Below are 24,603 nucleotides of genomic sequence, written 5' to 3'. Positions count from 1 at the left end.
GCTAGAGCCGCTCCGGCCCGAACGCGTCAGGCAGGACCTCGCTCATCGGGCGGATCCCGGAGGGCAGCTCGATCAGCAGATCCGGCCCGCCGTGCTCGTACAGCAGTTGGCGGCAGCGCCCGCACGGCATCAGCAGGTCGCCCGCACCGTCGACACAGGTGAAGGCGGTCAGCCGGCCGCCGCCGGTGGCGTGCAGCGCGGACACCAGCCCGCACTCGGCGCACAGCCCGAGCCCGTACGAGGCGTTCTCGACGTTGCAGCCGGTGACCAGTCGCCCGTCGTCCACGAGCGCGGCCGCGCCGACCGGGAACTTGCTGTACGGCGCGTACGCGTGGCTCATCGCCTCGCGCGCGGCCGCGCGCAGCCGGTCCCAGTCGATCGCGGGGGACTCCGCCGGTGTCGTCACTTGCCCTGGCCCTTGCGGTAGATCTGGCCGTCCGCCTTCGGCATCCGCAGTCGCTGCGAGGCCAGCGAGAGCACCACCAGGGTGATCACGTACGGCGTGGCGACGATCAGCGGGCGCTGCACCTCGTCGGTGAGCGCGTACCAGGCGCCGAGACCGCCGGCGACCACGAAGGCGATCGCCGCACCGGTGAACTTGCGCCGGTACAGCTGCCAGAGCGCGAACAGCGCCATCGCGATGGCGACGATCAGGATCAGCACGTGCACCGACTCCGGGTCGCGCAGCTGGAGGCTGTCGGTGAAGCCGAACAGGCCGGCGCCCATGGCGAGGCCGCCCGGCATCCAGTTGCCGAAGATCATCGCCGCGAGGCCGATGAAGCCGCGGCCGAGGGTCTGGCCGTCCTTGTAGAAGTGCGCCGCGACCAGCGAGAGGTACGCACCGCCGAGGCCGGCGAAGGCGCCGGAGGCGATGACCGCGAGGTACTTGTACTTGTAGACGTTGACACCCAGCGACTCGGCGGCGGTCGGGTTCTCACCGCAGGAGCGCAGCCGCAGGCCGAACACCGTGCGCCAGAGCACGAAGTAGCTGAGCACGATCATCACGCCGGCCAGCAGCACGACCACCGAGATGTTGGTGACCAGGCCGCCGAGCACGCCGGCCAGGTCGGAGACGAAGAACCAGTGGTGCTTCTCGATGTCCTTCAGCCCGGACGACAGCCCGGGGATGGTGATGTACGGCAGCGGATCCGCCGGCGGCGACTGGTTCGCACCCGCGCCGACCGCGATGTAGTCCTTGTAGTAGATCCGGTTGACGTACCCGCAGATGCCGGGGATCAGCAGGTTGATGCCGACGCCGGAGACGATGTGGTCGACGCCGAAGGTGACGGTGACGACGGCGTGCAGCAGACCGCCGAGCGCGCCGCCGAGCATGCCGGCCAGCAGACCGACCCACGGGTTGTACAGGTAGCCCGCCCAGGCACCGCAGAAGGTGCCGGCGACCATCATGCCCTCAAGACCGATGTTGACCACACCGGCCCGCTCGGACCAGAGACCGCCCAGACCGGCCATGCCGATCGGCACGGCGGCGCTGAGCGCGGCGGTGACCTGACCGGAGGAGGTCAGCGAGTGGTTGCCGGTGGCCATGCCCACGGCGGAGAACAGGACCAGGGCGCCCGCGATCAGCAGCAGCACCACCGGCCAGGACAGCCCGCGCTTCTTCGCGGGCGCGCCCGACGCCTTGGGACGGGCAGCGGTGGCCGTACTCATGCCGACACCTCCTTCTTCTCAGTGGTCGCGAGCTGGGCGGCGAGCTCGGCGCCGACCTTCTGCTGCTGGCGCTTCAGGCCGTAGCGGCGCACCAGCTCGTACGCGACGACGACGCAGATGACGATGGTGCCCTGCATGACCTGGACGATCTCGAACGGGAAGGCCCCGTTCTGGGGCAGCGGCAGCTGGTTGCCGGTGGAGTCCAGGAAGGCGAACAGCAGGGCCGCGAAGGCCATGCCGATCGGGCTGTTGCGGCCCAGCAGGGCGATCGAGATGCCGAGGAAGCCCAGGCCGGGCTGGAAGCTCTGGCCGAAGTAGAACGAATTCTGGAGCAGCTCGGGCAGGCCGATCAGACCGGCGATTCCACCGGAGACCGCCATCGAGATGATCACCATGCGCTTGACGTTCACGCCGGACGCGGTCGCGGCGGACTCCGAGCGGCCGGTGGCGCGCAGGTCGAAGCCGAAGCGGGTGCGGGTCAGGGTGAACTGGAACACCACGCCGACCAGGGCGGCGATGACGATGAAGCCCCACAGCGGCCCACCGGCCGTGTCGAGCGAGAAGAAGTGGCTGGACTGCGAGATCGGGTCGGTCTGGATCGAGTTGCTGGTGGCGCCCTTCTCCGGCGCGAAGATGCCGGGGACGAGCAGCAGACCGACGACCGCGATCGAGATCGAGTTCAGCATGATGGTCGAGATGACCTCGCTGACCCCTCGGTAGACCTTCAGCAGACCGGCGATGCTGGCGTACAGCCCACCGACCAGCATGGCGGTGATCAGCAGCAGCGGGATCTGGATGATCGCCGGCAGGTCGACCTTGGCGCCGACGAAGGCCGCGAACAGCGCCGCGACCTTGTACTGGCCCTCGACGCCGATGTTGAACAGGTTCATCCGGAAACCGAAGGCGGCGGCCGCGGCGGCCAGGTAGTACGTGGTGGACCGGTTGAGGATCGCCACCTGGCCGTCCGACTTGGTGGCGTACGTGAGCATCACGTTCCACGCGTCGAACGGGTTCTTGCCCGAGGTCGCCAGCAGGACGGAACAGATCGCGACGGAGAGCACGACCGCGAGCACCGGCGCTGCCAGTGCGAACACGATCCGCTCACCGCTGATCCGCTGCGCCAGGCTGCGCTTGGCGGCGGTGTTGGGACTGGTCATGTGGGTTACTCCCCCGCCTGCGGGTCGCCGGCGGTGTCGGTGGGGCCGGCGTCGGACTCGGCCTCGGTGCCCTCCACGAGGACCTCGTGGAACTTCTCGACGGCCTCCGCATCGGACTCGAGGTGGCCGCTGGCGGCACCCGTCATCGCGGTACCGAGGTCCTCGGCGGTGACGGTGGCCGGGTCGGCGTCCGCGACCAGGCGGCCGCGGTAGATGACCCGGATGGTGTCGGAGAGGCCGATCAGCTCGTCCAGATCGGCGGAGATCAGCAGGACGGCCAGGCCGGCCCGCTGGGCGACCCGGATGTGCTCCCAGATCTGCGCCTGCGCGCCGACGTCCACCCCGCGGGTGGGGTGCGCGGCGATCAGCAGCTTGGGCTGGTGGCTCATCTCGCGGCCGATGATCAGCTTCTGCTGGTTGCCGCCGGAGAGGGAGGCCGCGGTGACCTCGATGCCGGGGGTGCGGACGTCGTACTGCTCGACGATCCGCCAGGTGTCCTTGCGGGCCGCGGCCGGGTCGAGCAGGACGCCCTTGGAGTTGGGCGCCTCGGTGACGTGGCCGAGGATCCGGTTCTCCCAGAGCGGGGCCTCCAGCAGCAGGCCGTGCTTGTGGCGGTCCTCGGGGATGTAGCCAATGCCGGCCTCGCGGCGGGCCCGGGTGAGATCTCCGGAGAGGTCCTTGCCGTCGAGGGTGACGGTGCCGGCGTCCAGCGGCAGCATGCCCATGATGGCCTCGACCAGTTCGGCCTGACCGTTGCCCTCGACACCGGCGATGCCGAGGATCTCGCCCTTGTGGATGCGCAGCGAGATGTCGTCGAGGACGACGCGCTCGATGCCCTCGGCATCGGCCTTGGCGATCCGCAGGCCCTTGACGTCGAGCATCTCGGTGGTGGTGACGGTCGACTCGCGGCTCTCCGGGGAGGGCAGCTCGGCGCCGACCATCATCTCGGCCAGCTGGCGGGCGGTGACGGCCTTCGGGTCGGCGTCGCCGACCGTGGTGCCGCGCCGGATCACGCTGATCGCGTCGGCCACCGCCAGCACCTCGTGCAGCTTGTGCGAGATGAAGATGACGGTGACGCCCTCGGCCTTGAGCTCACGCAGGTTGTCGAACAGCGCGTCGACCTCCTGCGGGACGAGCACGGCCGTCGGCTCGTCGAGGATCAGGATCTTGGCGCCGCGGTAGAGCACCTTGAGGATCTCGACCCGCTGGCGGTCGGCGACGCCGAGGTCCTCGACCAGGGCGTCCGGGCGCACGCCCAGGCCGTACTGGTCGGAGATCTCCTTGATCTTCGCCTTCGCCTTGGCGCCGATGCCGTGGATCTTCTCGCCGCCGAGGACGACGTTCTCCCAGACGGTGAGGTTGTCGGCGAGCATGAAGTGCTGGTGCACCATGCCGATGCCGCGGGAGATGGCGTCACCCGGGGTGTTGAACTCGCACAGCTCGCCGTTGATCGCGATGGTGCCCTCGTCCGGCTTCTGCATGCCGTAGAGGATCTTCATCAGCGTCGACTTGCCGGCGCCGTTCTCACCCATCAGGGCGTGCACGGTGCCCCTGCGGACGGTGAGGTTGATGTCGTGGTTGGCCACGACGCCGGGAAAGCGCTTGGTGATTCCGCGCAGTTCGACGGCCGATGTCGCCGTCCCCGCGCTGGGGGTGCCGTCCGTGCGCGGGGGGACGGGGTCGGATGCGGTGATGGCGATCTCCTGGTGGTCTGGAGGCGCGTCGTTGCGCTGGGAGGGCCAAGGGAAGACGGGGGGACGGGACGGGGCCCGGGGGTACGCGTTGAGCGCACCCTGCCGGGCCCCTCCCGTGCTGCTGTGTCGATCGTCGCGCTGCCGGGCAGGCGGCAGTCGCTGTGGCGTCCGGGACGCGTGGGCCTTACTGGGCCGGCGCGGTCGGGACGGTGGTGGCGCCGGAGGTGATCGCCGTGGCGGCGGCCTTCAGCTTGTCCTGGATGTCATCGATCTTGCCGCCGGTGGTGGCGAGCGAGACACCCTCGGCCTTCAGGTCGAAGTTCTTGATGCCGGTGAACGGCTGACCCTTCTTGACCGACTCGATGTAGGAGAAGACGGCGTTGTCGACGTTCTTCACCATCGAGGTCAGGATGCTGTTCTTGTACTTCGCCAGGGCCGGCTGGGCGGCCTGGTCGGAGTCGACGCCGATGGCCAGGGCGCCCGGCTTGTTGGCGACGGCCTCGATGGCGCCGTTGCCGGAGGAGCCGGCGGCGGTGTAGATGACGTCCGCGCCCTTGTCGAGCTGGCCCTGCGCGGCCTCCTTGCCCTTGTCGGGCGAGCCGAAGCCGGTGAAGTCCGGAGGCGTGGTCAGGTAGGTGGTCTCGACCACGATGTTCGGGTCGACGGACTTCACACCCGCCTTGTAACCGGCCTCGAACTTCTTGATCAGCTCGGTCTGCACACCACCGATGAAGCCGACGTGCTTGGCCTTCGACTTGTTCGCGGCGGCGACACCGGCGAGGTACGAGCCCTCCTGCTCGGCGAAGAGCAGCGAGGTGACGTTGGACGGCTGGTCCGTCTTGTTCGAGTCGATGATCGCGAACTTGACGTTCGGGTTGTCCTTGGCGACCTTGTCGACCGCGTCCTGGTAGACGAAGCCGACCGCGACGATCGTCTTGTAACCGCCGTCGACCAGGTTCTTGAGGCGGGTCTCCTTGTCGGCCTCGGCCTCGCCGGCCTTGGCGTCGGCCTCGGTGACCGAGACGCCGAGCTCGGCCTTGGCCTTGTCGAGACCGCGGGCGGCGGAGTCGTTGAACGACTGGTCGCCACGGCCGCCGATGTCGTAGGCCATACCGACCTTGAGCGCGCCGTCGGACGCCCCGGAGGAGGTGTTGTCAGTGCTCTTTGCGCCGCAAGCGGCGAGCGAGGCCATGCCCAGGGAACCCGAGAGCACAACCGCAGCGAGCTTCATTGAACGGCGCAAGGGAGTATCTCCTTCTCACACGCACCTGATTAGCGTGGTCGGACGCCACCGTAACGCGCGTAGAACACGGTTGGGTCACGGGGTGCCGGACCATTCGGGTTGTTATCAAACCGTGGTCTCACGGTCTTCCCGAGGCCCTATTCCCGTGCGCGGACGGTGATCCGAGGCTGAATACGGACCAGTCTACGGAACCGCTCGAAGAGCCCGGATGACGGTAAACCGGACGGCCACCGAGGCGGGGTGCCGACCGGTCTCCCGGGGCCGTTCGAGCCGGGCGCCTGCCGCTCAGGCCTGCGGCTCGTCCAGGGCGAGCGCCGCGAACAGCTCCACACCGATCCCGATCGCCCGCTCGTCGACGTCGAAACGCCCCTGGTGCAGGTCGCGGACGGTGCTGTCACCCGGGGCGCGGACGCCCAGCCGGGCCAGTGCGCCCGGGGCGTGCTCCAGGTACCAGGAGAAGTCCTCGCCGCCCAGGCTCTGTTCGGTGCTCTCCACCACCTGCGCGCCGGCCTGACCGAACCGGCCGGTCATCGCCGCCTCCAGCATGGCGACCGAGACCGCCTCGTTGACCACCGGCGGCACCCCGCGGTGGTAGTCCAGCGTCCACTTCGCCCGGTAGGTCTCGGCGAGCTTGGCGATCAGCTCGTGCAGCAGGTCGGGCGCCTCGCGCCAGCCGTCCAGCTCCAGGCAGCGGACGGTGCCCTCCAGTTCGGCGTGCTGCGGGATGACGTTGGCCGCGGAGCCGGAGGCGATCCGGCCCCAGACCAGGCTGACGCCCCAACGCGGGTCCATCCGGCGGGCCAGCGCACCCGGCAGGTCGGCGGCCATCCGGGCGATCGCGGTCACCAGATCGGTGGTCAGGTGCGGGCGGGCGGTGTGGCCGCCCGGGCCGTCCAGGTGCAGCACCAGGCGGTCGCAGGCCGAGGTGATCGCCCCGGTGCGCAGGGCGATCCGGCCCACCTCCACCTTGGGGTCGCAGTGCACCGCGAAGATCCGGCCGACGCCGTCCATCCCCCCGGCCTTGACGACGTCCAGCGCACCGCCCGGCATGACCTCCTCGGCCGGCTGGAACACCAGCCGGACCGGGCGGCGCAGTTCGCCGCTGCGGGCGGCCTCGGCCAGCACCAGGGCGGTGCCGAGCACCACCGCGGTGTGCACGTCGTGACCACAGGCGTGGGCCCGGCCGGGGACGGTCGAGCGGTACGGCACCTCGGTCTTGGCGTCGTCGATCGGCAGCGCGTCGATGTCGGCGCGGAAGGCCAGGAACTCGGCGCCGGGGGCGGTACCGGCCGGGACGACGTCGACGATCAGGCCGGTGCCGCCGGGCAGCACCCGGGGGTTCAGGCCCGCCGCCACCAGCCGGTCGCGGAGCAGGCCGGTGGTGCGGAACTCCTGGCGGCCGAGCTCCGGGTGCCGGTGCAGGTCACGGCGGAAGGCGATCAGCTCGGACTCCAGCCCCCGGACCCGGGCGCGCAGTTCGGCGACGGGGCGTGCGGTGGCGAGAGTGGCGCCCGGCTGAGCGGGCTCAGGACGGTTCATCTCAACAAGGGTAGGCCTGTTGGGGGGATTTGGCCCGACTTCCGGAAAACTAGTCCCCGGATGGGCGCATACCGGCCGAACAGGTGGGTATGACATCTCGTTTCAGCCGCCTTCCCCGGTTTGCTTGCCCTGTGCAACGATCACCCGGGACGGTGGTCACGGCCGCACCCTTCTTGACGGCTCCTCAGAAGCGCTCCACCGGGCTGTACACCCCCCACACCCCCCGCAGCGCGTCGCAGACCTCGCCGACGGTGGCCCGGGCGGCCAGCGCCTCCTTCATCGGGTACAGCACGTTCCCCTCCCCCTCCGCGGTGCGGCGCAGCCCGTCCAGCGCCCGGATGACGGCCGCGCGGTCGCGCCCGGCGCGCAGCCCGGCCAGCCGCTCGGCCTGCCGCCGCTCGATCGCCGGATCCACCCGCAGCGGCTGGTACGGCTCCTCGGCGTCCAGCCGGAAGCGGTTGACGCCGACCACCGTCCGCTCGCCGGAGTCGGTCTCCTGCTGGAGCCGGTAGGCGGTGCGCTCGATCTCCGCCTTCTGGAAGCCCTGCTCGATCGCGGCCACCGCGCCGCCCATCTCCTCGACCCCGGCCATCAGCGCCAGCGCGGCCGCCTCCACCTCGTCGGTCAGCGACTCGACCGCGTACGAGCCGGCGAACGGGTCGACGGTGGCGGTCACGTCGGTCTCGTGGGCGAGCACCTGCTGGGTGCGCAGGGCCAGCCGGGCGGCCTTCTCGGTGGGCAGCGCGATCGCCTCGTCGAAGCCGTTGGTGTGCAGCGACTGGGTGCCGCCGAGCACCGCCGCGAGCGCCTGCACCGAGACCCGGACCAGGTTCACCTCGGGCTGCTGGGCGGTGAGCTGCACCCCGGCGGTCTGGGTGTGGAAGCGCAGCATCTGCGACCGCGGGTCCTTCGCGCCGAACTCCTCGCGCATCACCCTGGCCCAGATCCGCCGCGCGGCACGGAACTTGGCCACCTCCTCCAGCAGCGTGACCCGGGCCACGAAGAAGAACGAGAGCCGGGGGGCGAAGTCGTCCACCGGCATCCCGGCGGCGATCGCGGTGCGGACGTAGGCGATGCCGTTGGCCAGCGTGAAGGCGATCTCCTGCGCCGGATCCGCCCCGGCCTCGGCCATGTGGTAGCCGGAGATGGAGATGGTGTTCCAGCGCGGGATCTCGGCCCGGCAGTACCGGAAGACGTCCGCGACCAGCCGCAGCGAGGGCTGCGGCGGGAAGATGTACGTGCCGCGGGCGATGTACTCCTTCAGCACGTCGTTCTGGACCGTGCCGGTGAGCCGGGCCGGCGCCACCCCCTGGGCCTCGCCGACCAGTTGGTAGAGCAGCAGGAGCAGGGCGGCGGGCGCGTTGATGGTCATCGAGGTGGACACCCCGCCCAGCGGGATGCCGTCGAACAGCACGGCCATGTCCTCGACGCTGTCGACGGCCACGCCCACCTTGCCGACCTCCCCGGCGGCGACCGGAGCGTCCGAGTCGTAGCCCATCTGGGTGGGCAGGTCGAAGGCCACCGACAGGCCGGTGCCGCCGCCCGCGATCAGCTGCCGGTAGCGGGCGTTGGACTCGGCGGCGGTGCCGAAGCCCGCGTACTGGCGCATCGTCCACGGCCGGCCGGTGTACATCGTCGGGTAGACGCCCCGGGTGTACGGGTACTCCCCCGGCCGGCCCAGCCTGCGCGCCGGATCCCAGCCGGCCAGCGCCTCGGGGCCGTACAGCGGCTCGATCGGGAAACCCGATTCCGCAGGGCGGGCGGATTCGGCGCGGCGCGGCTCGGCTGCCATGGGTCTCTCCACGGGATCGGCGGGCGGGGCACTGGTTGTTCGCAATGTAGGACGTGGCCGGTCCGCCGGGGTGCCGACGCGGTTGAGATGATCGGGTGAACGACCGAATGTGCGTACCCCCGTCAACGAGCCCAGGGAGTGGCAATGACCGAGCAGAAGGTGGCCGTGGTCACCGGTGCCAGCAGCGGAATCGGCGCGGCGACCGCCCGCCGGCTGGCGGCCGAGGGCTTCGACGTGGTGCTGACCGCCCGGCGGACCGAGCGGATCGAGGCGCTGGCCAAGGAGATCGGCGGTCGCGCCCACACGCTGGACGTCACCGACCGGGCCGCCGTGAACGCCTTCGCGGCCGAGGTCGGCCGGGTGGACGTGCTGGTGAACAACGCCGGCGGGGCGATCGGCGCCGAGACGGTGGAGCACGGCGACCCGGCCGACTGGCGGGCGATGTACGAGGTGAACGTGCTCGGCGTGCTGCACATGACCCAGGCGCTGCTTCCGGCGCTGCGGGCCACCGGCGACGGCACCGTGCTGGTGCTCTCCTCGACCGCCGCACTGGCCGCGTACGAGGGCGGCGGCGGGTACGTCGCGGCCAAGCACGCCGCGCACACCATCGCGGCGACGCTGCGCCTGGAGCTGTGCGGGGAGCCGATCCGGGTGATCGAGATCGCCCCCGGCATGGTGAAGTCCGAGGGCTTCGCGGTCACCCGCTTCCGCGGCGACGAGGACAAGGCCGCGGCCGTGTACGCCGGGGTGGCGGAACCGCTGACCTCGGAGGACATCGCGGACACCGTGGCGTGGGCGGTCACCCGGCCCTCGCACGTCAACATCGACCTGCTGGTGGTCCGGCCCCGCGCCCAGGCGGCCAACCACAAGGTGCATCGCGCCTGATCACAGCAGGGGCGGGCGGCCGGGCCCGGTGATCGAACGGGTCACCCGCCAGTGGTACATACGTGCGATGAGAACCTTCCGGGCCGCCCGCCCACGGGTCCTGCTGACCGCCCTGGCGGCAGGCACCCTGCTCCTCACCTCCGCGTGCGACGACACCGCCAAGCCGTCCCAGGACCAGGCCGCCGGCGCGGCCCCGGCCACCGCCGCGAGCCCCACGGCCACCCAGACGCCGACCCCGACGCCCAAGCCCACCGGCGAGGCCGACCCTGCGCTCAAGCCCTTCTACGGTCAGCAGATCGCCTGGGCCGCCTGCCCGGCCGACCCCAAGGCCGAGCAGGCCAAGATCGACATATCCGGCATGCAGTGCGGCCGGCTGCACGTCCCGCTGGACTACGCCAACCCCGCCACCGACGCCCTCGACCTCGCGCTGGTCAAGCTGCCGGCCGCCAAGCCGGACCAGCGGATCGGCTCGCTGATGGTCAACCCGGGCGGTCCGGGCGAGTCCGGCGTCGAGATGGTCGAGTACGGTGCCAAGGACTTCTCCGGCGCCCTCCACAACCGCTTCGACGTGATCGGCTTCGACCCCCGCGGCACCGGCGGCAGTTCGCCGATCACCTGCCTCGACGACAAGCAGCGGGACGAGCAGAGCCAGGTGGACGAGCCGCTGGACCCGGCCGCCCGCAAGACCGCCTCCGATCGGAAGGAGGCCCAGTACATCGCCGCCTGCCGGGCCAAGTCGGGCAAGCTGCTGCCCTTCGTCGGCACCCGCAACTCCGCCAGGGACATGGACGTGCTGCGCGCCGCCGTCGGCGACCGGAAGCTCAACTACCTGGGCGTCTCCTACGGCACCTACCTCGGTGCGCTCTACGCCGAGGAGTTCCCGAAGAACTCCGGCCGGCTCATCCTGGACGGCGCCGTCGACCCGGCCGCCGACAGCCTCGACGAGGGCGTCGACCAGCAGATCGGCTTCGAGAAGTCCTTCGAGCGCTTCGCCGCCGACTGCGTCGACAACCACGCCGAGGAGTGCTCGCTCGGCAGCAACCCGGACAAGGCCGCTCAGAAGGCCGCCGACTTCCTGGACGGCCTGCGCGACCACCCGCTGACCGCCAAGGACGGCCGCAAGCTCAGCAGCGGCCTCGCCTGGACCGGCGTCGTCCGGATGCTGTACGGCGACGAGAAGACCGACTGGCAGTACCTGCGCAACGGGCTCGGCTGGGCGATGAAGCGTGACAAGGGCGACCTCCTGCTGGCCTTCGCCGACGACTACGACGGCCGCGACCAGAACGGTCACTACAACGCCACGCAGGAGGCGCTGGGCGCGATCCGCTGCGCCGACATGTCCCGCCCCGCCCCGACGCCGGAGAAGGCCCAGGAGGTGGTGGCCAAGCTCAAGGCCGAGGCGCCGCTGATGTCCAAGGGCGTGTCGGTGGACGACTACGCCGAGGCCGGCTGCGCCCACTGGCCGTTCCAGTCCCCCGAGAAGCCGCACACCGTCCGCGCCGAGGGCGCCGACCCGATCCTGGTGGTCGGCAGCACCGGCGACCCGGCCACCCCGTACGCCGCCGCCGAGGCGCTGGCCAAGGGCTTCGCCAAGGCCGCCCTGCTGACCCGGGTGGGCGAGGGGCACGGCGCGTTCGGCAAGGGCAACGCCTGCATCGACCAGGCCATGGAGGCCTACCTGACCGAGGGCACGATGCCGGCCGAGGGAACCCGCTGCTCCTGAGGCTGGCGTGCCGGATTAACAGATGAATGCGGGGAGGGCGCTGACACGCAGGTGTCAACGTCACAACTTGATAGCTCGTCCGGATGAATTCCGCGTGCGCCCTCCCCAACTGATGACGGCTCAACTACCGTTGAGGCGCTGCCCGACCGGCGCCGTGCGCCGCCCCGCAGCCTCCATACTTCAGCTGCTTCACCCACCCCACTTCACCGGCACCTTCCCGCCCTCACGAGGAGGACCCGCTGGCCAGCGACATCCCGCCACAGCGGCTCGATCCCAGTTCCGAGCCGACCCTCCTCGGGTTGCACCGCTTCAACGAGGCCGACGCCGGCGCCGCCGAGGAGGCCCTCCTGGCCTGCTGCGGCAGCCACCGGTGGGCCCTTCGGCTCACCGCGCACCGGCCCTACCCCGACATAGAGTCCCTGCTGGCCGCCGCCAGCGAGGCCTCCTACGACCTCCGCCCGGCCGACCTGGCCGAGGCGCTCGCCGACGAGAGCTGGATGCCGCAACCGCTGCTCGGCATGCGGGCGCCGGGCAGCCAGGCCGCGCACACCGCGCTGCGGGCCGCCCACGCCGCGTACGAGGCCAGGTTCGGCCACGTCTTCGTGGTGTGCCTGGAGAGCGTGGCCCCGGAGGAGATGCTCGACACCGTGCTCTCCTCGATCCGCACCCGACTGGCCAACGATCCGGACGAGGAGCGGCTGATCGCGGCGGACGAGCTCCGCCGGATCGCCCTCACCCGCCTGGAGCACCTGGTCGCCACCCACTCGGAGGCCGGGGCCCGCTGAGCTGGCTCCGCCCTCCCTACTTCCTCGCCTGCGCGGCCCGCAGCTTGGCCACCTGCTGCCGGACGATCAGCTCGTCCGGCGCGGCGGCCGGCTCGGTGGCCACGCCGAAGGTGGTGAACACCATCAGCGCCGGTCCGACCCGGGCCAGCACCGCACGCTGTGAGAGCACCGCGTTCCCCGATTCATTCGTCAGGGTGAATCCGAGCGCCACGTCCGCTCCCCCGGGGGTGGGCGTGTCCTCCCGGTTCAGCCGGTGCCTGGTCCGGATCGGCGCCTTCTTCCCCGGCTTCTCGGCCGGCGGCGCCGGCGCCGCCGAGGTGAACGCGGCGCAGGGGCCGAACAGCTTCTCCAGCTCCGTCTGCAGCGCGGCCGCCCGCCCCGCCCGGTAGCCGAGCAGCCCTCCGTACACGCCGCCCTTGGGGTCGGCGGCCCGGGCCACGCTCAGATCCGTCTCCGCGTACGGGTAGCCCGGGGCCGGCGAGGCCGAGGCGGCGCCGGTCGAGGCGGCCGGGGTCACCGTGTCCAGCAGCGGCTGGCAGGCCGGGACGTCCGCGACCTCCCGCCCGGCGCCCGCCCCGGTGTCGCCGTGACCGGGCGTCATCACCGTCACGGTGTAGCCCGCCCCGAGGTCGGCGTCGGCCACCGCGGCCGCCCGCAGCTCCGCCGCGGACAGCTCGCGGCCGGGTCCGGCCCGGTCCACGGAGGAGCCGCCCACCGTGGTGCAGCCCGCGGCGAACAGCAGCAGGCCGGTGAGGATGGCGGCGGACGGTCGGGCGGGGCGAAGCGGCACGGAGGCCTCCGCAGGGTGTCGGCGGCGGAGCGGGCCGCCACCGTAGCGCAGTCGAGCCGTCACCCAGAGCGACCAAAGCGGCCTTGGTTCCCGCCCGGCTAGGCCAGACGTGCCTGATTGATCACACCTGAGGCCCCCGGAGGCGGTTCCCGAGAAGGCGTCGATAGGATGCTGGCGGCCGGTGGACCGTACCCGGCCGGGCTGACCGACACCGAAGCCGGCCGAGCCCCCAATCGCTTCCGGAGGGTTTTTCCGTGCCGGCTGGAACGCTGTACCGCGGCCGGGAAGGTATGTGGAGCTGGGTGGCTCATCGAGTCACCGGCGTCCTCATTTTCTTCTTCCTGTTCGCCCATGTCCTGGACACCGCTCTGGTGCGAGTGTCTCCCGAGGCGTACGACACCGTCATTCAGACGTACAAGACTCCTCTCGTGAACCTGATGGAGTACGGCCTGGTGGCCGCCATCCTGTTCCACGCCCTGAACGGCCTGCGGGTCGTCGCCGTGGACTTCTGGTCCAAGGGCCCGAAGTACCAGAAGCAGATGCTCTGGACCGTGGTCGGGGTCTGGGTCGTGCTGATGGCCGGCTCCTTCTACGGGATCCTGCAGCACACGCTGATCTCCTGGTTCGGGAAGTGAGCTGACACATGTCCACGGAAATCTCCGACGCCCTGGTGGTTCCCTCCGCGCAGGCGCACACCGGCAAGGGCCTCGGCACCGGCAACCCGGCCGACGCGTTCGTCATCGAGCCGCCGCGCAAGCGGACCGAGAAGACCCCGCGCCGCACCCGCACCAACTTCGAGATGCTGGCCTGGCTCTTCATGCGCCTGTCCGGCATCGTCCTGGTGGTGCTGATCCTCGGCCACCTGCTCATCATGCTGGTGCTCGACGGCGGCGTCTCCAAGATCGGCTTCGCCTTCGTGGCCGGCCGTTGGGCCTCGCCGTTCTGGCAGGTCTGGGACCTCGCGATGCTCTGGCTCGCCATGCTCCACGGCGCCAACGGCATGCGGCAGGTCATCAACGACTACGCCGAGAAGGACTCGACCCGGCTCTGGCTGAAGGGGCTCATGGGTACCGCCACGGTCTTCACCGTGCTGCTGGGCACCCTGGTGATCTTCACCTTCGACCCCAACATCTGACGACGCAGCATCTAATCGGCAATCGGCAGAGGCCAGAGGCGAGTTAGAACCCCCATGCAGATTCACCAGTACGACACCGTCATCGTCGGCGCCGGCGGCGCCGGCATGCGCGCGGCCATCGAGTCGACGCAGCGCACCCGCACCGCCGTCCTGACCAAGCTCTACCCCACCCGGTCCCACACCGGCGCGGCCCAGGGCGGCATGTGCGCCGCCCTCGCCAACGTCGAGGAGGACAACTGGGAGTGGCACACCTTCGACACGGTCAAGGGTGGTGACTACCTGGTCGACCAGGACGCCGCCGAGATCATGTGCAAGGAGGCCATCGACGCCGTCCTCGACCTGGAGAAGATGGGCCTGCCCTTCTCCCGCACCGAGCAGGGCCGGATCGACCAGCGCCGCTTCGGCGGTCACTCCCGCAACCACGGCGAGGCCCCGGTCCGCCGCTCGTGCTACGCGGCCGACCGCACCGGCCACATGATCCTCCAGACGCTGTTCCAGAACTGCGTCAAGCACGGCGTCGAGTTCTTCAACGAGTTCTACGTCCTCGACCTGCTGATCAACGACGGCAAGACGTCCGGCGTCGTCGCCTACGAGCTGGCCACCGGCGAGATCCACGTCTTCCAGGCCAAGTCGGTCGTGTTCGCCTCCGGCGGCACCGGCAAGTTCTTCAAGGTCTCCTCCAACGCCCACACCCTCACCGGTGACGGCCAGGCCCTGGTGTACCGCCGCGGCCTGCCGCTGGAGGACATGGAGTTCTTCCAGTTCCACCCGACGGGCATCTGGCGCATGGGCATCCTGCTCACCGAGGGCGCCCGCGGCGAGGGCGGCATCCTGCGCAACAAGGACGGCGAGCGCTTCATGGAGCGCTACGCCCCCGTCATGAAGGACCTCGCGTCCCGTGACGTCTGCTCCCGCGCGATCTACACCGAGATCCGCGAGGGCCGCGGCTGCGGTCCCGAGGGCGACCACGTCTACCTGGACCTGACCCACCTGCCGCCGGAGCAGCTGGACGCCAAGCTCCCGGACATCACCGAGTTCGCCCGCACCTACCTCGGCATCGAGCCCTACACGGACCCGATCCCGATCCAGCCCACCGCGCACTACGCCATGGGCGGCATCCCGACCAACGTCGAGGGTGAGGTGCTGCGCAACAACACCGACATCGTCCCGGGCCTGTACGCGGCCGGCGAGGTCGCCTGCGTGTCCGTGCACGGTGCCAACCGTCTGGGCACCAACTCGCTGCTGGACATCAACGTGTTCGGCCGTCGCGCGGGCATCGCCGCCGCCGACTACGCCAACGAGCACGAGTTCGTCGAGCTGCCCGAGAACCCGGCCGAGAAGGTCCAGGCGCTGGTCGACGGCCTGCGCGAGTCCACCGGCACCGAGTCCGTGGCGCAGATCCGCAAGGAGCTGCAGGAGACCATGGACGCCAACGCGATGGTGTACCGCACCGGCGCCACCCTGAAGCAGGCGGTCGAGGACATCGCCGCGCTGAAGGAGCGCTACAAGCACGTCTCCATCCAGGACAAGGGCTTCCGGTACAACACGGACCTGCTGGAGGCCGTCGAGCTGGGCAACCTGCTCGACCTGGCCGAGGTGCTGGCCGTCTCCGCGCTGGCCCGCGAGGAGTCGCGCGGCGGCCACTACCGCGAGGACTTCCCGACCCGTGACGACGTGAAGTTCATGCAGCACACCATGGCGTACCAGGAGGTGGCCGCCGACGGCAGCACCTCCATCCGCCTCGACTACAAGCCGGTCGTCACGACCCGCTACCAGCCGATGGAGCGTAAGTACTGATGAGCACTCCTACCGTGGAGAAGCACTCGGCCGCTCTGGACGCGGTCGAGGCGGGCGGCGTCGAGCTGATCACCGTCACCTTCCGGATCCGCCGGTTCAACCCGGAGGAGCACCCGGACCCGGTGTGGGTGGACTACCAGCTGACGATGGACCCGAAGGAGCGCGTCCTGGACGCGCTCAACAAGATCAAGTGGGAGCAGGACGGCACCCTCACCTACCGCCGTTCCTGCGCGCACGGCATCTGCGGCTCCGACGCCATGCGGATCAACGGCCGCAACCGGCTGGCGTGCAAGACCCTGGTCAAGGACGTCAACCCGGAGAAGCCGATCACGATCGAGGCCATCAAGGGCCTCACGGTCCTCAAGGACCTGATCGTGGACATGGACCCGTTCTTCCAGGCGTACAAGGACGTCATGCCGTTCCTCATCACCCAGGGGAACGACCCGACCCGCGAGCGCCTGCAGTCCGCCGAGGACCGCGAGCGCTTCGACGACACCACCAAGTGCATCCTGTGCGCCGCGTGCACGTCGTCCTGCCCGGTGTTCTGGAACGACGGCCAGTATTTCGGCCCGGCCGCGATCGTGAACGCGCACCGCTTCATCTTCGACTCCCGCGACGAGGGCGCCGAGCAGCGGCTGGAGATCCTCAACGACCGTGAGGGCGTGTGGCGCTGCCGCACCACCTTCAACTGCTCCGAGGCCTGCCCGCGCGGCATCGAGGTCACCAAGGCGATCCAGGAAGTGAAGCGGGCCCTGGTCACCCGCCGCTTCTGACCCCCGCCCGACAGCCGGCCGAGGCCCCGTCCGATCCTCCCGATCGGACGGGGCCTCGGCCGTTTCCGCGGACCGGTCAGTCGGTGGCCGGGGTGCGGCGGGTGGCGCGGAGGCCGCGCAGGCCGATGGCGCCGACGGCGATGCCGAGGAGGAAGGAGGTGACGGCGAGGAGGAGGTGGATCCAGAAGAAGGCGGTGGGCTGGGAGTGGTCGCCGTTGGTGAAGGCCTGGCCGCCGGAGTCCTTCCAGAGGTTCTTGACGAAGGTCGTCCAGATGACGATCGACCAGACGCCGAAGGCGGTCAGGAACCAGGAGGTGCGGCGGCTGAGCTTCATGGGGGTCCTCGGCGGGGTGTGAGGGCGGTGTGCGTCCCCCAGTATGCGCGGGCCGCCGATCGGCCTACTGCGGGCCCCTCATGCGGAGGACGGGACCGGTGTGGCGGACGACGAGGACCCGGAGTGGGTACGGTCTGCTGGTGCCCACACGCCGTCAGAAGTTCGCGCACCTGTTCGCCGCGGTCACCGCGGTCCTCCCGGTCGTGCTCGCCGCCCCGGGGGCGGTCGCGGCCCCGGGGCAGCCGCCCCCGCAGACGACCGCCGCGATCGGCGGCGAGCGGCTCGGGCTCTCCGGGGTCCAGGTCTCCCCGCTGGCCGGCGCCCCGGCGCTGCCGGGGGATCTCACCGGCCAGTCCTGGATAGTCTCCGACGCCACGACCGGTGACGTGCTGGCCGCCAGCAACCCGCATCTGCGGCTGGCCCCGGCCAGCACCCTGAAGATCCTCTTCGCCGACACCGTGCTGCCCAAGTTCGACCGCAACGCGGTGCACAAGGTCACCGACGAGGAGATCACCGGGATCGGTGCCGGCAGCAGCCTGGTCGGCATCAAGGAGAACCTGGAGTACCGGGTCGAGGACCTGTGGCGCGGGGTGTTCCTGAGCTCGGGCAACGACGCCGTACACGTCCTGGCGCACATGAACGGCGGCGTGCCGCAGACCGTCACCGAGATGCAGGCCCGCGCCGACGCCCTGCAGGCCCGGGACACCCGGGTGGTCTCCCCGGACGGCTACGACATGGACGGGCAGGTCTCCTCGGCCTACGACCTGTCGCTGTTCGCCCGGGCCGGCCTGCGCAATCCCGACTTCCGGATGTACTGCGCCACCAGGGACGCGATGTTCCCGGGTGCGGTGGACCGCAACACCGGCCAGCGCGGTAGCTTCGGGATCGCCAACACGGACCGCCTGCTGGGCAAGTACCCCGGCCTGATCGGCGTGAAGAACGGCTTCACCACCAACGCCGGCTCGACCTTCGTCGGCGCCGCCGAACGCAACGGCCGCACCCTGCTGGTGACCGTGATGCACCCGTCCACCTACCAGAAGGTCTACGACGAGACGGCCGCCCTGCTGGACTGGGGCTTCGCGGCGGCCGGCAAGGTCCGGCCGGTCGGCAAGCTGGTCGACGAGCTCCCGCCCTCGGGTACGCCGACCGGCCAGGCCGGCGGCACCGCCGGCGCCCCCGAGCCGCCGCCGCACCCGTCCGCCACCACCGGGCCCGCCGCCGCACCCACCACCACCGCCGAGGACGACGGGCTCGGCCTCGGCGGCTGGCTGGCCGTCGCGCTGGTGCTGGCCGCGGCCGGCTACGGCACGCTGGTCCTGCGCCGCCACCGCAGGACGGGCGGCTGACATCCGTCGGACGAACGGCCCGGCCTCAGTCCCGAGGCCGGGCCTTCGTCGTGTTCCCGGCCGCGTCCGCCTCGGCCTCGTCGGCCGCCGCCAGCAGTGCCCGGCCGTGCTCCCGGGTGCGCTCCCGGGCGGCCACCGGATCGGCCAGCGCCGTCCAGGCCACGCAGTACATCAGCAGCCGGGAGACGAAGTTGATCCACAGCAGCAACGCCACCGGCACGCCGAAGGCGCCGTACAGGCTCTTGCCGGCGACCGAGCCGAGGTAGGAGGCGAGCAGGACCTTCAGCAGCTCGAAGCCGACCGCGCCGATCAGCGCGCCCTGCAGCACGTCCCGGCGGCGCTGGCCGCCGATCCCGGGGAACGGCGCCAGCAGGTAGGCGAAGAGCAGCGTGTCGCACGCTATGGCGATGAGCACGCCGACCCCGGTCAGCAGGTAGCCGCTGCGCAGCCCGATCCAGTCGGCGATCCGCCCGGCCAGCGTCGTGCCGGCGGTGGAGGCGGCCAGCGAGACCAGCGACACCACGCCGAGGCCGGCCAGCACCACGCAGTCCCAGGCCTTGCGCAGCACCAGGTTGGCGTCGTCGTCGGGCAGCTGCCAGACGTCCCGGATCGAGGTGCGCATGGTGTTCACCCAGCCGAGGCCGGAGACCAGCAGCAGCGCCCCGCTGACCAGCCCGACGGCGCCCGCGTTGGCCACCAGGGACGGCAGGTTGAGCGCCTCCGAGATGCCCGGCAGCTGGTCGGAGATGTGCTTCTGCAGGTTCGCCACCTGTCCGCTGTCGAGCGTCGAGACGGCGATCGCCAGGCCGACCGTGAGCAGCGGGAACAGGGCGAGGAAGCCGAAGAAGGTGACCGCGCCGGCCAGGCGGTTGCCCCGGGCCGCGGAGAAGTACTCGTACACCCGGTACGGGCGGCTGCGCAGCACCCACGCCACGAGCGGGCCGACGACCGGCAGACGGGTCAGGAAGTCCACCCGATTGGTTATACCGGTCCGTCCCCCGAATGGCCGTCAGGCTCGACGCGGACCGGGGCCGGTACGGCGGCGGGGACGGCGGCCCCGGCTCAGCGGCGGACCAGTCGGCGGGCCCGGGCGAGGGCGCGGACGGCCTGGTAGGCGCCGTAGCGGCCGTGGCTGAGCAGTTCGGTGCGCACGCCGTCCACGCCGGCCGGCGGCCGGTAGCCGGCCGGGCGCAGCCGGGCGCAGTGCGCGGCGGCGCGGCGGAAGTACTCGCGGCGGTCGCCGGGCGGGATCCGGCCGGGCTTGGAGACCACGGTGTTGAGGTGGTGCAGCATCCGGCCGTAGACCACCGGGCGCCACCGGTCGAGGTCGGGGCGGCCGTCCAGGAAGGCGAAGACCAGGTCGTACTGGGCGAAGACGTCGAAGTGCTTGCGGCTGGCGGTGGCCAGGATGTTGCCGCCCTCCTGCCGCTGGCGGTAGTGCACGCCGACCTCGTCGAGCAGGGTGATCCGGGCGGCGGCGAGCAGCGCCGGGTACGTCCAGGGGGTGTCCTCGTAGTAGCCGGCCGGGAAGACCAGCCGCTGCGCGGTGACGAAGTCGCGGCGGTAGGCCTTGTTCCAGACGACCTGGAGCAGGTCGAGCAGGTCCGGGCGGGCGGCGAGGTCGAAGACGTCCGGGGAGGCGGCGCCGAACACGTGCGCGGAGGCGGCCCGGGTGATCCGGCCGTCGGCGTAGGTGCGGGCGTAGTCGTAGACCAGGACGTCCGGGTCGCCGGTGGCGGTGAGCCGGTCGTCGACGTGCTTCAGCAGGTCGGGGGTGAGCGTGTCGTCGCTGTCGAGGAAGATCACGTAGTCCCCGGTGGCGACCTCCAGGCCGGCGTTGCGGGCCCGGCCGAGGCCGACGTTCTCCGGCAGGTGCAGCACCCGGATCCGCGGGTCGTCGGCGGCGGCCTCGTCGAGCATCGCGCCGCAGCGGTCCGGGGAGCGGTCGTCCACCGCGATCAGTTCGAGGTCGGGGCCGCCCTGGCCGAGCACCGAATCGAGGCACTCGGCGAGGTAGTCCTGAACCTGGTACACGGGGACGATCACGCTGAAGCGGGGCACCGGGCCAGCGTAGTGGCCCCGAAGGGCCCCATGGTCCGGAGGTAGGATCGGGTCGCACGTGCGCACCGATTCACAGTGCGGTCAGGCCCCACCGGGCTGGCACGCTCCTTCCCGAGAAAGGCCTGCGTAGCCGATGGCTCCCCGCCTCTCCATCGTCGTTCCGATCTACAACGTCGAGCGTTACCTGGTCGAGTGCCTCGACTCGATCGCCGCACAGACCTTCACGGACTTCGAGTGCGTCATGGTCGACGACGGTTCGAAGGACGACAGCGCGGCCCTCGCCGAGGCGTACGCGGCCAAGGACTCCCGGTTCCGTCTGGTCCGCCAGGTGAACAAGGGCCTCGGCGCGGCCCGCAACACCGGCATCCGGCACATCGACCCGGACGCCGAGTTCCTGTGCTTCGTCGACAGCGACGACTCGATGCCGCCGAGTGCGTACGAGCTGATGATCAACACCCTGGACGAGACCGGCTCGGACTTCGCCACCGGCAACGTGCTGCGGTTCCGCGCGGTGGGCTACTACCAGTCCGGCGGGCACTCGCGGCCGTTCAAGGAGACCAGGCTCAAGACGCACATCACCGAGATCCCGGCGCTGGTCACCGACCGCACCGCGTGGAACAAGGTGTACCGCCGCTCCTTCTTCGACGCGGCCGGCATCCTCTACCCCGAGGGCATCCTGTACGAGGACGCGCCGGTCAGCGTGCCGCACCACTACCTCGCGAAGAGCGTGGACGTCCTCTCCGAGCCGATCTACCACTGGCGCGAGCGCGAGGTCGGCGAGATGTCGATCACACAGATGCGCACCAACCCCAAGGGCCTGATCGACCGCGTCGCCTCGGTCGAGCTGGTCCGCGGCTGGCTGAAGAAGCAGACCGAGCCGCGCTTCGCCCAGTACCTGCGCTCCTACGACGAGAACACCCTCGTCGAGGAGATCCCGATGTTCTTCTGGTCCGTCGTGGACGGCGACAAGGAGTACCGGGACGCCTACGCCAAGAACGTCAGCCGGCTGCTGCGGGCGATCGGCCCCGAGCAGGTCCGCAAGCTGCGGGCGCCGCTGCGGCTGAAGTACCACCTGACCCTGCAGGGCCGGATCGACGAGTTCGTCGAGCAGATCAAGTACGAGGGCGAGAGCAACGGCGGTGTCCAGGCCCGCGGCCTGCTGCGCCCCTACGCCGACTACCCGTTCCTGCGCGGCGGGCGCAAGAGCGTGCCGTCCGGCGTGCTCAAGCTGGACAACTCGCTGGTCATGCGCAGCCGGCTGTACGAGACGGCCTGGATCGGCGGACGGCTGCAGCTGACCGGGCACGCCTACCCGGAGCAGCTGGGCGCGGCCAACAAGCACGACATGGTCCGCACCCTGGTGCTGCGCGAGGCCAAGGGCCGCCGGGTGATCGCGGTGCCGATGAAGACCCAGTACAGCCCCGAGGCCACCGCCAGCTGCAACCACGACCTGTACAACTGCGACTGGGCCGGCTTCACCGTCGGCATCGACCCGAAGAAGCTCAAGCACCGCGGCCAGTGGAAGGACGGCAACTGGCGCGTCCTGGTGGCCGGCGCGGGCAAGGGCGGCGTCTACAAGGGCCGGATCTCGGCCGGGTGGAGCGACACCGCGCAGTACATCCCGGCGCACTGGGTCGAGCCGGACGTGCGGATCGTGCCGTGGGTCCGGGACGGCTTCGTCTACCTGCGGGTGGAGACGGTCAAGGCCCGGGTGACCGGCCTGGCCGCGCACGGCGGCCGGGTGGAGATCTCGGGAGCGGCGCGCTCCGGCGCGAACTTCGCCGGGGCCCGGCTGCGGCTCACCCACGTCGAGTCCGACCGCGAGCTGGCCTTCCCGCTGGAGCTGGGCGCGCCGGTCGGCACCCTGCAGCCGTTCGCCGCCTCCTTCCCGGTGGCCGAGCTGACCGCCGTCCGGGAGGCCTGGGCCGAGCTGGACCCGGTGGCCGCCGAACGCGCCCGCGACCGCTGGGACACCGTCCTGGTGCTCGCCGACGGCAGCACCGTGCCGGTGGCCTGGGACGACCGCAACGCCCCCGGGCAGCTGCACCTGCCGCTCAACCCGGACGCCCCGGTCGACCAGCGCCGGGCGCTCTACTCCAAGCCCTCCCCCGGCGGCTACCTGCAGTTCTCCGACCAGCTGCTGCAGCCGCTGGTGGACGAGGTCTCCGCGCGCGGCGCGGACGGCTTCCTGCTCAGCGGCTCGTTCCCGCTGTCCGGCGCGCACCGCTGGGAGCTGGTGGTCCGGCACAACTGGCGCGAGGAGGAGCACGTCTACCCGGTGGAGATCGCGGACGGCCGGTTCCGGACCGCGCTGCCCACCGTGCCGACGGCCTCCTTCGCCGGCCGGGTGCCGCTCGCCCAGGGCACCTGGGACGTCTTCTTCCGCCCGGTCGGCGCGCCCGTCGACGAGGTCGCGACCTCGTACGCGCTGATCACGCCGGACTGCTTCGCCGCCCTGCCGCTGGAGGTGGAGTCCCGCGGCAAGCGGATAGTGCTGGAGCGCCGCCACCACGACGGCCTCTCCCTGGAGTCGCACTCGGCGCTGCTGCCCGAGGAGCGCAGCGGCCACCGCCAGCGCCAGCTCCGGTCGGCCGACTACCCGAACGCCCGTCGGCACCCGGTGCGCGACACCGTGCTCTACAACGTCGGGCTCGGCGGCCTGTACGCCGACTCGCCGCGGGCGATCCACGAGGAGCTGGTCCGCCGCGGCCTGCCGCTGGAGCACCTGTGGGGCAGCGACGACCTGCAGGCCGAGCTGCCGCAGACGGCGAGCGCGGTCCGGCTCTGGAGCCCGGAGTGGTTCGAGGCGCTGGCCACCGCCAAGTACATCGTCACCAGCACCCACCTGCCCGACTTCTTCGTCCGCCGCCCCGGCCAGGTGGTCGTGCAGACCTGGCTCGGCAGCCCGCTGAAGCAGATCGGCCTCGACTTCGAGAAGGTCTGGTTCACCGATTCGAACTACCTGAAGGGCCTCGCCCGGGAGGTGCCGAACTGGAGCCTGCTGGTCGCCGGGAACAGCTGGTCGGCCCCGGTGCTGCGGCGTGCGTTCGATTTCAAGGGCGAGATCCTGGAAAGCGGTTCCCCCCGGAACGACCTGCTGTTCGCGGCCGACCGGGAGAAGACCGCCGAACAGGTCCGTGAACGGCTCGGCCTGCCCGAGGGCAAGAAGGTCGTGCTGTACGCGCCGACCTGGCGCGAGGACCGGCGCCGGCCGAACGGCGGGTACCAGATGGACCTGCGGCTCGACCTCGACGCGGCCAAGGCCGCACTCGGCGACGACCAGGTGCTGCTGGTGCGCCGGCACAGCGTGATGTGCGGGCAGATCCCGGGCGCCGGCAACGGCTACATCTGGGACGTCGGCAGCTACCCCGACATGGCGGAACTGCTGCTGATCGCGGACGTGCTGGTCACCGACTACTCGGCGAGCGTGTTCGACTTCGCCGCGACCGGCAAGCCGGTCCTGTTCTTCACCTACGACCTGGAGCACTACCGCGACAACCTGCGCGGCTTCAGCCTGAACTTCGAGGCGGAGGTGCCCGGCCCGCTGCTGGCCACCTCCGGGGAACTGGTCGACGCGCTCGGGCGGGTGGACGAGGTGGCGGCCGAGTACGCCGACAAGGCCGCCGCGTTCCGCGAGGCGTACTGCGACCTGGACGACGGCAAGGCCGCCGCCCGGGTGGTCGACGCGATGCTCCTCCGCACGGAGTAGCCGGGGAAGGCCCCCAGCGCCCCGCGAGCCCCAGCCGAGGCGCGGGGGGGGGGCCCCCCCGGGGGGGGGGGGGGCGGGGCCGGGGGGGGGGGGGGGGGAAAAAACCCCAAAAAACCCCCAAACACCCCCACAGTTTGGTTGTTGGTGTAATTTTAAAGGAACAAATAAAAGC

General features: G+C 71.0%; 20 protein-coding genes. 9 read left to right on the top strand and 11 right to left on the bottom strand.

Features of this window, described 5'->3' with window-relative positions; genetic code table 11:
• Window position 1: 1 nt before the first annotated feature.
• From ACIOJE_RS32015 to ACIOJE_RS31985, 7 genes are all read right to left on the bottom strand, one after another.
• Complete coding sequence (locus ACIOJE_RS32015) at window positions 2–406, bottom strand: cytidine deaminase (protein WP_400781063.1); 405 nt, start codon at window positions 404–406, stop codon at window positions 2–4.
• Window positions 403–1,668, bottom strand: a complete 1,266-nt coding sequence (locus tag ACIOJE_RS32010) for an ABC transporter permease (RefSeq protein WP_280674961.1) — start codon at window positions 1,666–1,668, stop codon at window positions 403–405. The genes ACIOJE_RS32015 and ACIOJE_RS32010 overlap by 4 nt, the downstream gene beginning before the upstream one ends.
• Window positions 1,665–2,825 carry an ABC transporter permease gene (locus ACIOJE_RS32005; protein ID WP_280674963.1) on the bottom strand — a complete coding sequence of 387 codons (1,161 nt, stop codon included), beginning with the start codon at window positions 2,823–2,825 and terminating at the stop codon, window positions 1,665–1,667. Before ACIOJE_RS32005 ends, ACIOJE_RS32010 begins: the two co-directional genes overlap by 4 nt.
• Window positions 2,826–2,830: 5 nt before the next feature.
• The gene (locus tag ACIOJE_RS32000; RefSeq protein ID WP_400781060.1) at window positions 2,831–4,411 is read right to left on the bottom strand and encodes an ABC transporter ATP-binding protein; all 1,581 of its coding nucleotides are present in this window, start codon (window positions 4,409–4,411) and stop codon (window positions 2,831–2,833) included.
• A gap of 292 nt (window positions 4,412–4,703) precedes the next feature.
• Window positions 4,704–5,762 (bottom strand): BMP family ABC transporter substrate-binding protein, encoded by a 1,059-nt coding sequence (locus ACIOJE_RS31995; protein ID WP_280674965.1) that lies wholly within the window; start codon window positions 5,760–5,762, stop codon window positions 4,704–4,706.
• Window positions 5,763–6,047: 285 nt separating this feature from the next.
• Window positions 6,048–7,301 carry an amidohydrolase gene (locus ACIOJE_RS31990; RefSeq protein WP_400781056.1) on the bottom strand — a complete coding sequence of 418 codons (1,254 nt, stop codon included), beginning with the start codon at window positions 7,299–7,301 and terminating at the stop codon, window positions 6,048–6,050.
• Between the two features lie 184 nt (window positions 7,302–7,485).
• Entirely contained in the window at window positions 7,486–9,093 is a 1,608-nt protein-coding gene (locus ACIOJE_RS31985) for a methylmalonyl-CoA mutase (protein ID WP_400781054.1), read from the bottom strand.
• 144 nt (window positions 9,094–9,237) lie between these two features.
• Between ACIOJE_RS31985 and ACIOJE_RS31980 the strand changes: the two genes are divergently transcribed.
• The 3 genes from ACIOJE_RS31980 to ACIOJE_RS31970 all read left to right on the top strand — a co-directional run bounded on the left by ACIOJE_RS31980 (window position 9,238) and on the right by ACIOJE_RS31970 (window position 12,486).
• Entirely contained in the window at window positions 9,238–9,978 is a 741-nt protein-coding gene (locus ACIOJE_RS31980) for an SDR family oxidoreductase (protein WP_400781051.1), read from the top strand.
• Window positions 9,979–10,045: 67 nt separating this feature from the next.
• Window positions 10,046–11,701: an alpha/beta hydrolase gene (locus tag ACIOJE_RS31975; RefSeq protein WP_400781049.1), complete on the top strand. Its 1,656-nt coding sequence runs from the start codon at window positions 10,046–10,048 to the stop codon at window positions 11,699–11,701.
• 299 nt (window positions 11,702–12,000) lie between these two features.
• Window positions 12,001–12,486 (top strand): 2-oxo-4-hydroxy-4-carboxy-5-ureidoimidazoline decarboxylase, encoded by a 486-nt coding sequence (locus tag ACIOJE_RS31970; RefSeq protein ID WP_280674976.1) that lies wholly within the window; start codon window positions 12,001–12,003, stop codon window positions 12,484–12,486.
• Between the two features lie 16 nt (window positions 12,487–12,502).
• Here ACIOJE_RS31970 and ACIOJE_RS31965 read toward each other — a convergent pair whose 3' ends face one another.
• Window positions 12,503–13,276 (bottom strand): hypothetical protein, encoded by a 774-nt coding sequence (locus ACIOJE_RS31965; protein ID WP_400781046.1) that lies wholly within the window; start codon window positions 13,274–13,276, stop codon window positions 12,503–12,505.
• A 254-nt stretch (window positions 13,277–13,530) separates the two neighbouring features.
• On the opposite strand from ACIOJE_RS31965, the gene sdhC reads away from it, so the two are divergent.
• Genes sdhC through ACIOJE_RS31945 form a run of 4 tightly spaced genes read left to right on the top strand, consistent with a single transcriptional unit; the run spans window position 13,531 to window position 16,981 of the window.
• Window positions 13,531–13,911 (top strand): succinate dehydrogenase, cytochrome b556 subunit, encoded by a 381-nt coding sequence (sdhC, locus tag ACIOJE_RS31960; RefSeq protein ID WP_280674979.1) that lies wholly within the window; start codon window positions 13,531–13,533, stop codon window positions 13,909–13,911.
• Window positions 13,912–13,919: 8 nt separating this feature from the next.
• Window positions 13,920–14,411: a succinate dehydrogenase, hydrophobic membrane anchor protein gene (gene sdhD / locus ACIOJE_RS31955; RefSeq protein WP_280674980.1), complete on the top strand. Its 492-nt coding sequence runs from the start codon at window positions 13,920–13,922 to the stop codon at window positions 14,409–14,411.
• A 54-nt stretch (window positions 14,412–14,465) separates the two neighbouring features.
• Window positions 14,466–16,208 carry a succinate dehydrogenase flavoprotein subunit gene (gene sdhA / locus ACIOJE_RS31950; protein WP_280674981.1) on the top strand — a complete coding sequence of 581 codons (1,743 nt, stop codon included), beginning with the start codon at window positions 14,466–14,468 and terminating at the stop codon, window positions 16,206–16,208.
• Complete coding sequence (locus ACIOJE_RS31945) at window positions 16,208–16,981, top strand: succinate dehydrogenase iron-sulfur subunit (protein WP_280674983.1); 774 nt, start codon at window positions 16,208–16,210, stop codon at window positions 16,979–16,981. The genes sdhA and ACIOJE_RS31945 overlap by 1 nt, the downstream gene beginning before the upstream one ends.
• A gap of 76 nt (window positions 16,982–17,057) precedes the next feature.
• Here the strand turns inward: ACIOJE_RS31945 and ACIOJE_RS31940 are convergent, their stop codons facing one another.
• Window positions 17,058–17,315, bottom strand: coding sequence for an SCO4848 family membrane protein (locus ACIOJE_RS31940; RefSeq protein ID WP_280674985.1), 258 nt, complete (start codon window positions 17,313–17,315; stop codon window positions 17,058–17,060).
• Window positions 17,316–17,455: 140 nt separating this feature from the next.
• Between ACIOJE_RS31940 and ACIOJE_RS31935 the strand changes: the two genes are divergently transcribed.
• Entirely contained in the window at window positions 17,456–18,661 is a 1,206-nt protein-coding gene (locus ACIOJE_RS31935; protein WP_400781043.1) for a D-alanyl-D-alanine carboxypeptidase family protein, read from the top strand.
• Window positions 18,662–18,686: 25 nt separating this feature from the next.
• On the opposite strand, the gene ACIOJE_RS31930 is transcribed toward ACIOJE_RS31935, so the two are convergent.
• Together ACIOJE_RS31930 and ACIOJE_RS31925 are read right to left on the bottom strand one after the other, a co-directional pair.
• On the bottom strand, window positions 18,687–19,634 hold the full coding sequence (locus tag ACIOJE_RS31930) for a YihY/virulence factor BrkB family protein (protein ID WP_400781040.1): 948 nt from the start codon (window positions 19,632–19,634) through the stop codon (window positions 18,687–18,689).
• Window positions 19,635–19,723: 89 nt separating this feature from the next.
• Window positions 19,724–20,722, bottom strand: a complete 999-nt coding sequence (locus ACIOJE_RS31925) for a glycosyltransferase family 2 protein (RefSeq protein ID WP_348534060.1) — start codon at window positions 20,720–20,722, stop codon at window positions 19,724–19,726.
• A 133-nt stretch (window positions 20,723–20,855) separates the two neighbouring features.
• On the opposite strand from ACIOJE_RS31925, the gene ACIOJE_RS31920 reads away from it, so the two are divergent.
• A complete protein-coding gene (locus ACIOJE_RS31920; RefSeq protein ID WP_280674991.1) occupies window positions 20,856–24,431 on the top strand; it encodes a CDP-glycerol glycerophosphotransferase family protein in 3,576 nt (1,191 codons plus the stop codon).
• The last annotated feature ends 172 nt before the right edge of the window (window positions 24,432–24,603 follow it).

Source organism: Kitasatospora sp. NPDC087861 (genome assembly GCF_044742585.1).
In the GTDB taxonomy this organism is placed as follows: Bacteria; Actinomycetota; Actinomycetes; order Streptomycetales; family Streptomycetaceae; genus Kitasatospora.
This window is presented reverse-complemented; position numbering and strand designations above follow the sequence as displayed.

Coding starts and splice junctions, on each gene's coding strand:
- ACIOJE_RS32010 (WP_280674961.1), bottom strand. CDS start 1,668: ATGAGTACGGCCACCGCTGCCCGTCCCAAGGCGTCGGGCGCGCCCGCG.
- ACIOJE_RS32005 (WP_280674963.1), bottom strand. CDS start 2,825: ATGACCAGTCCCAACACCGCCGCCAAGCGCAGCCTGGCGCAGCGGATC.
- ACIOJE_RS31990 (WP_400781056.1), bottom strand. CDS start 7,301: ATGAACCGTCCTGAGCCCGCTCAGCCGGGCGCCACTCTCGCCACCGCA.
- ACIOJE_RS31985 (WP_400781054.1), bottom strand. CDS start 9,093: ATGGCAGCCGAGCCGCGCCGCGCCGAATCCGCCCGCCCTGCGGAATCG.
- ACIOJE_RS31980 (WP_400781051.1), top strand. CDS start 9,238: ATGACCGAGCAGAAGGTGGCCGTGGTCACCGGTGCCAGCAGCGGAATC.
- ACIOJE_RS31975 (WP_400781049.1), top strand. CDS start 10,046: ATGAGAACCTTCCGGGCCGCCCGCCCACGGGTCCTGCTGACCGCCCTG.
- sdhD (WP_280674980.1), top strand. CDS start 13,920: ATGTCCACGGAAATCTCCGACGCCCTGGTGGTTCCCTCCGCGCAGGCG.
- sdhA (WP_280674981.1), top strand. CDS start 14,466: ATGCAGATTCACCAGTACGACACCGTCATCGTCGGCGCCGGCGGCGCC.
- ACIOJE_RS31945 (WP_280674983.1), top strand. CDS start 16,208: ATGAGCACTCCTACCGTGGAGAAGCACTCGGCCGCTCTGGACGCGGTC.
- ACIOJE_RS31940 (WP_280674985.1), bottom strand. CDS start 17,315: ATGAAGCTCAGCCGCCGCACCTCCTGGTTCCTGACCGCCTTCGGCGTC.
- ACIOJE_RS31920 (WP_280674991.1), top strand. CDS start 20,856: ATGGCTCCCCGCCTCTCCATCGTCGTTCCGATCTACAACGTCGAGCGT.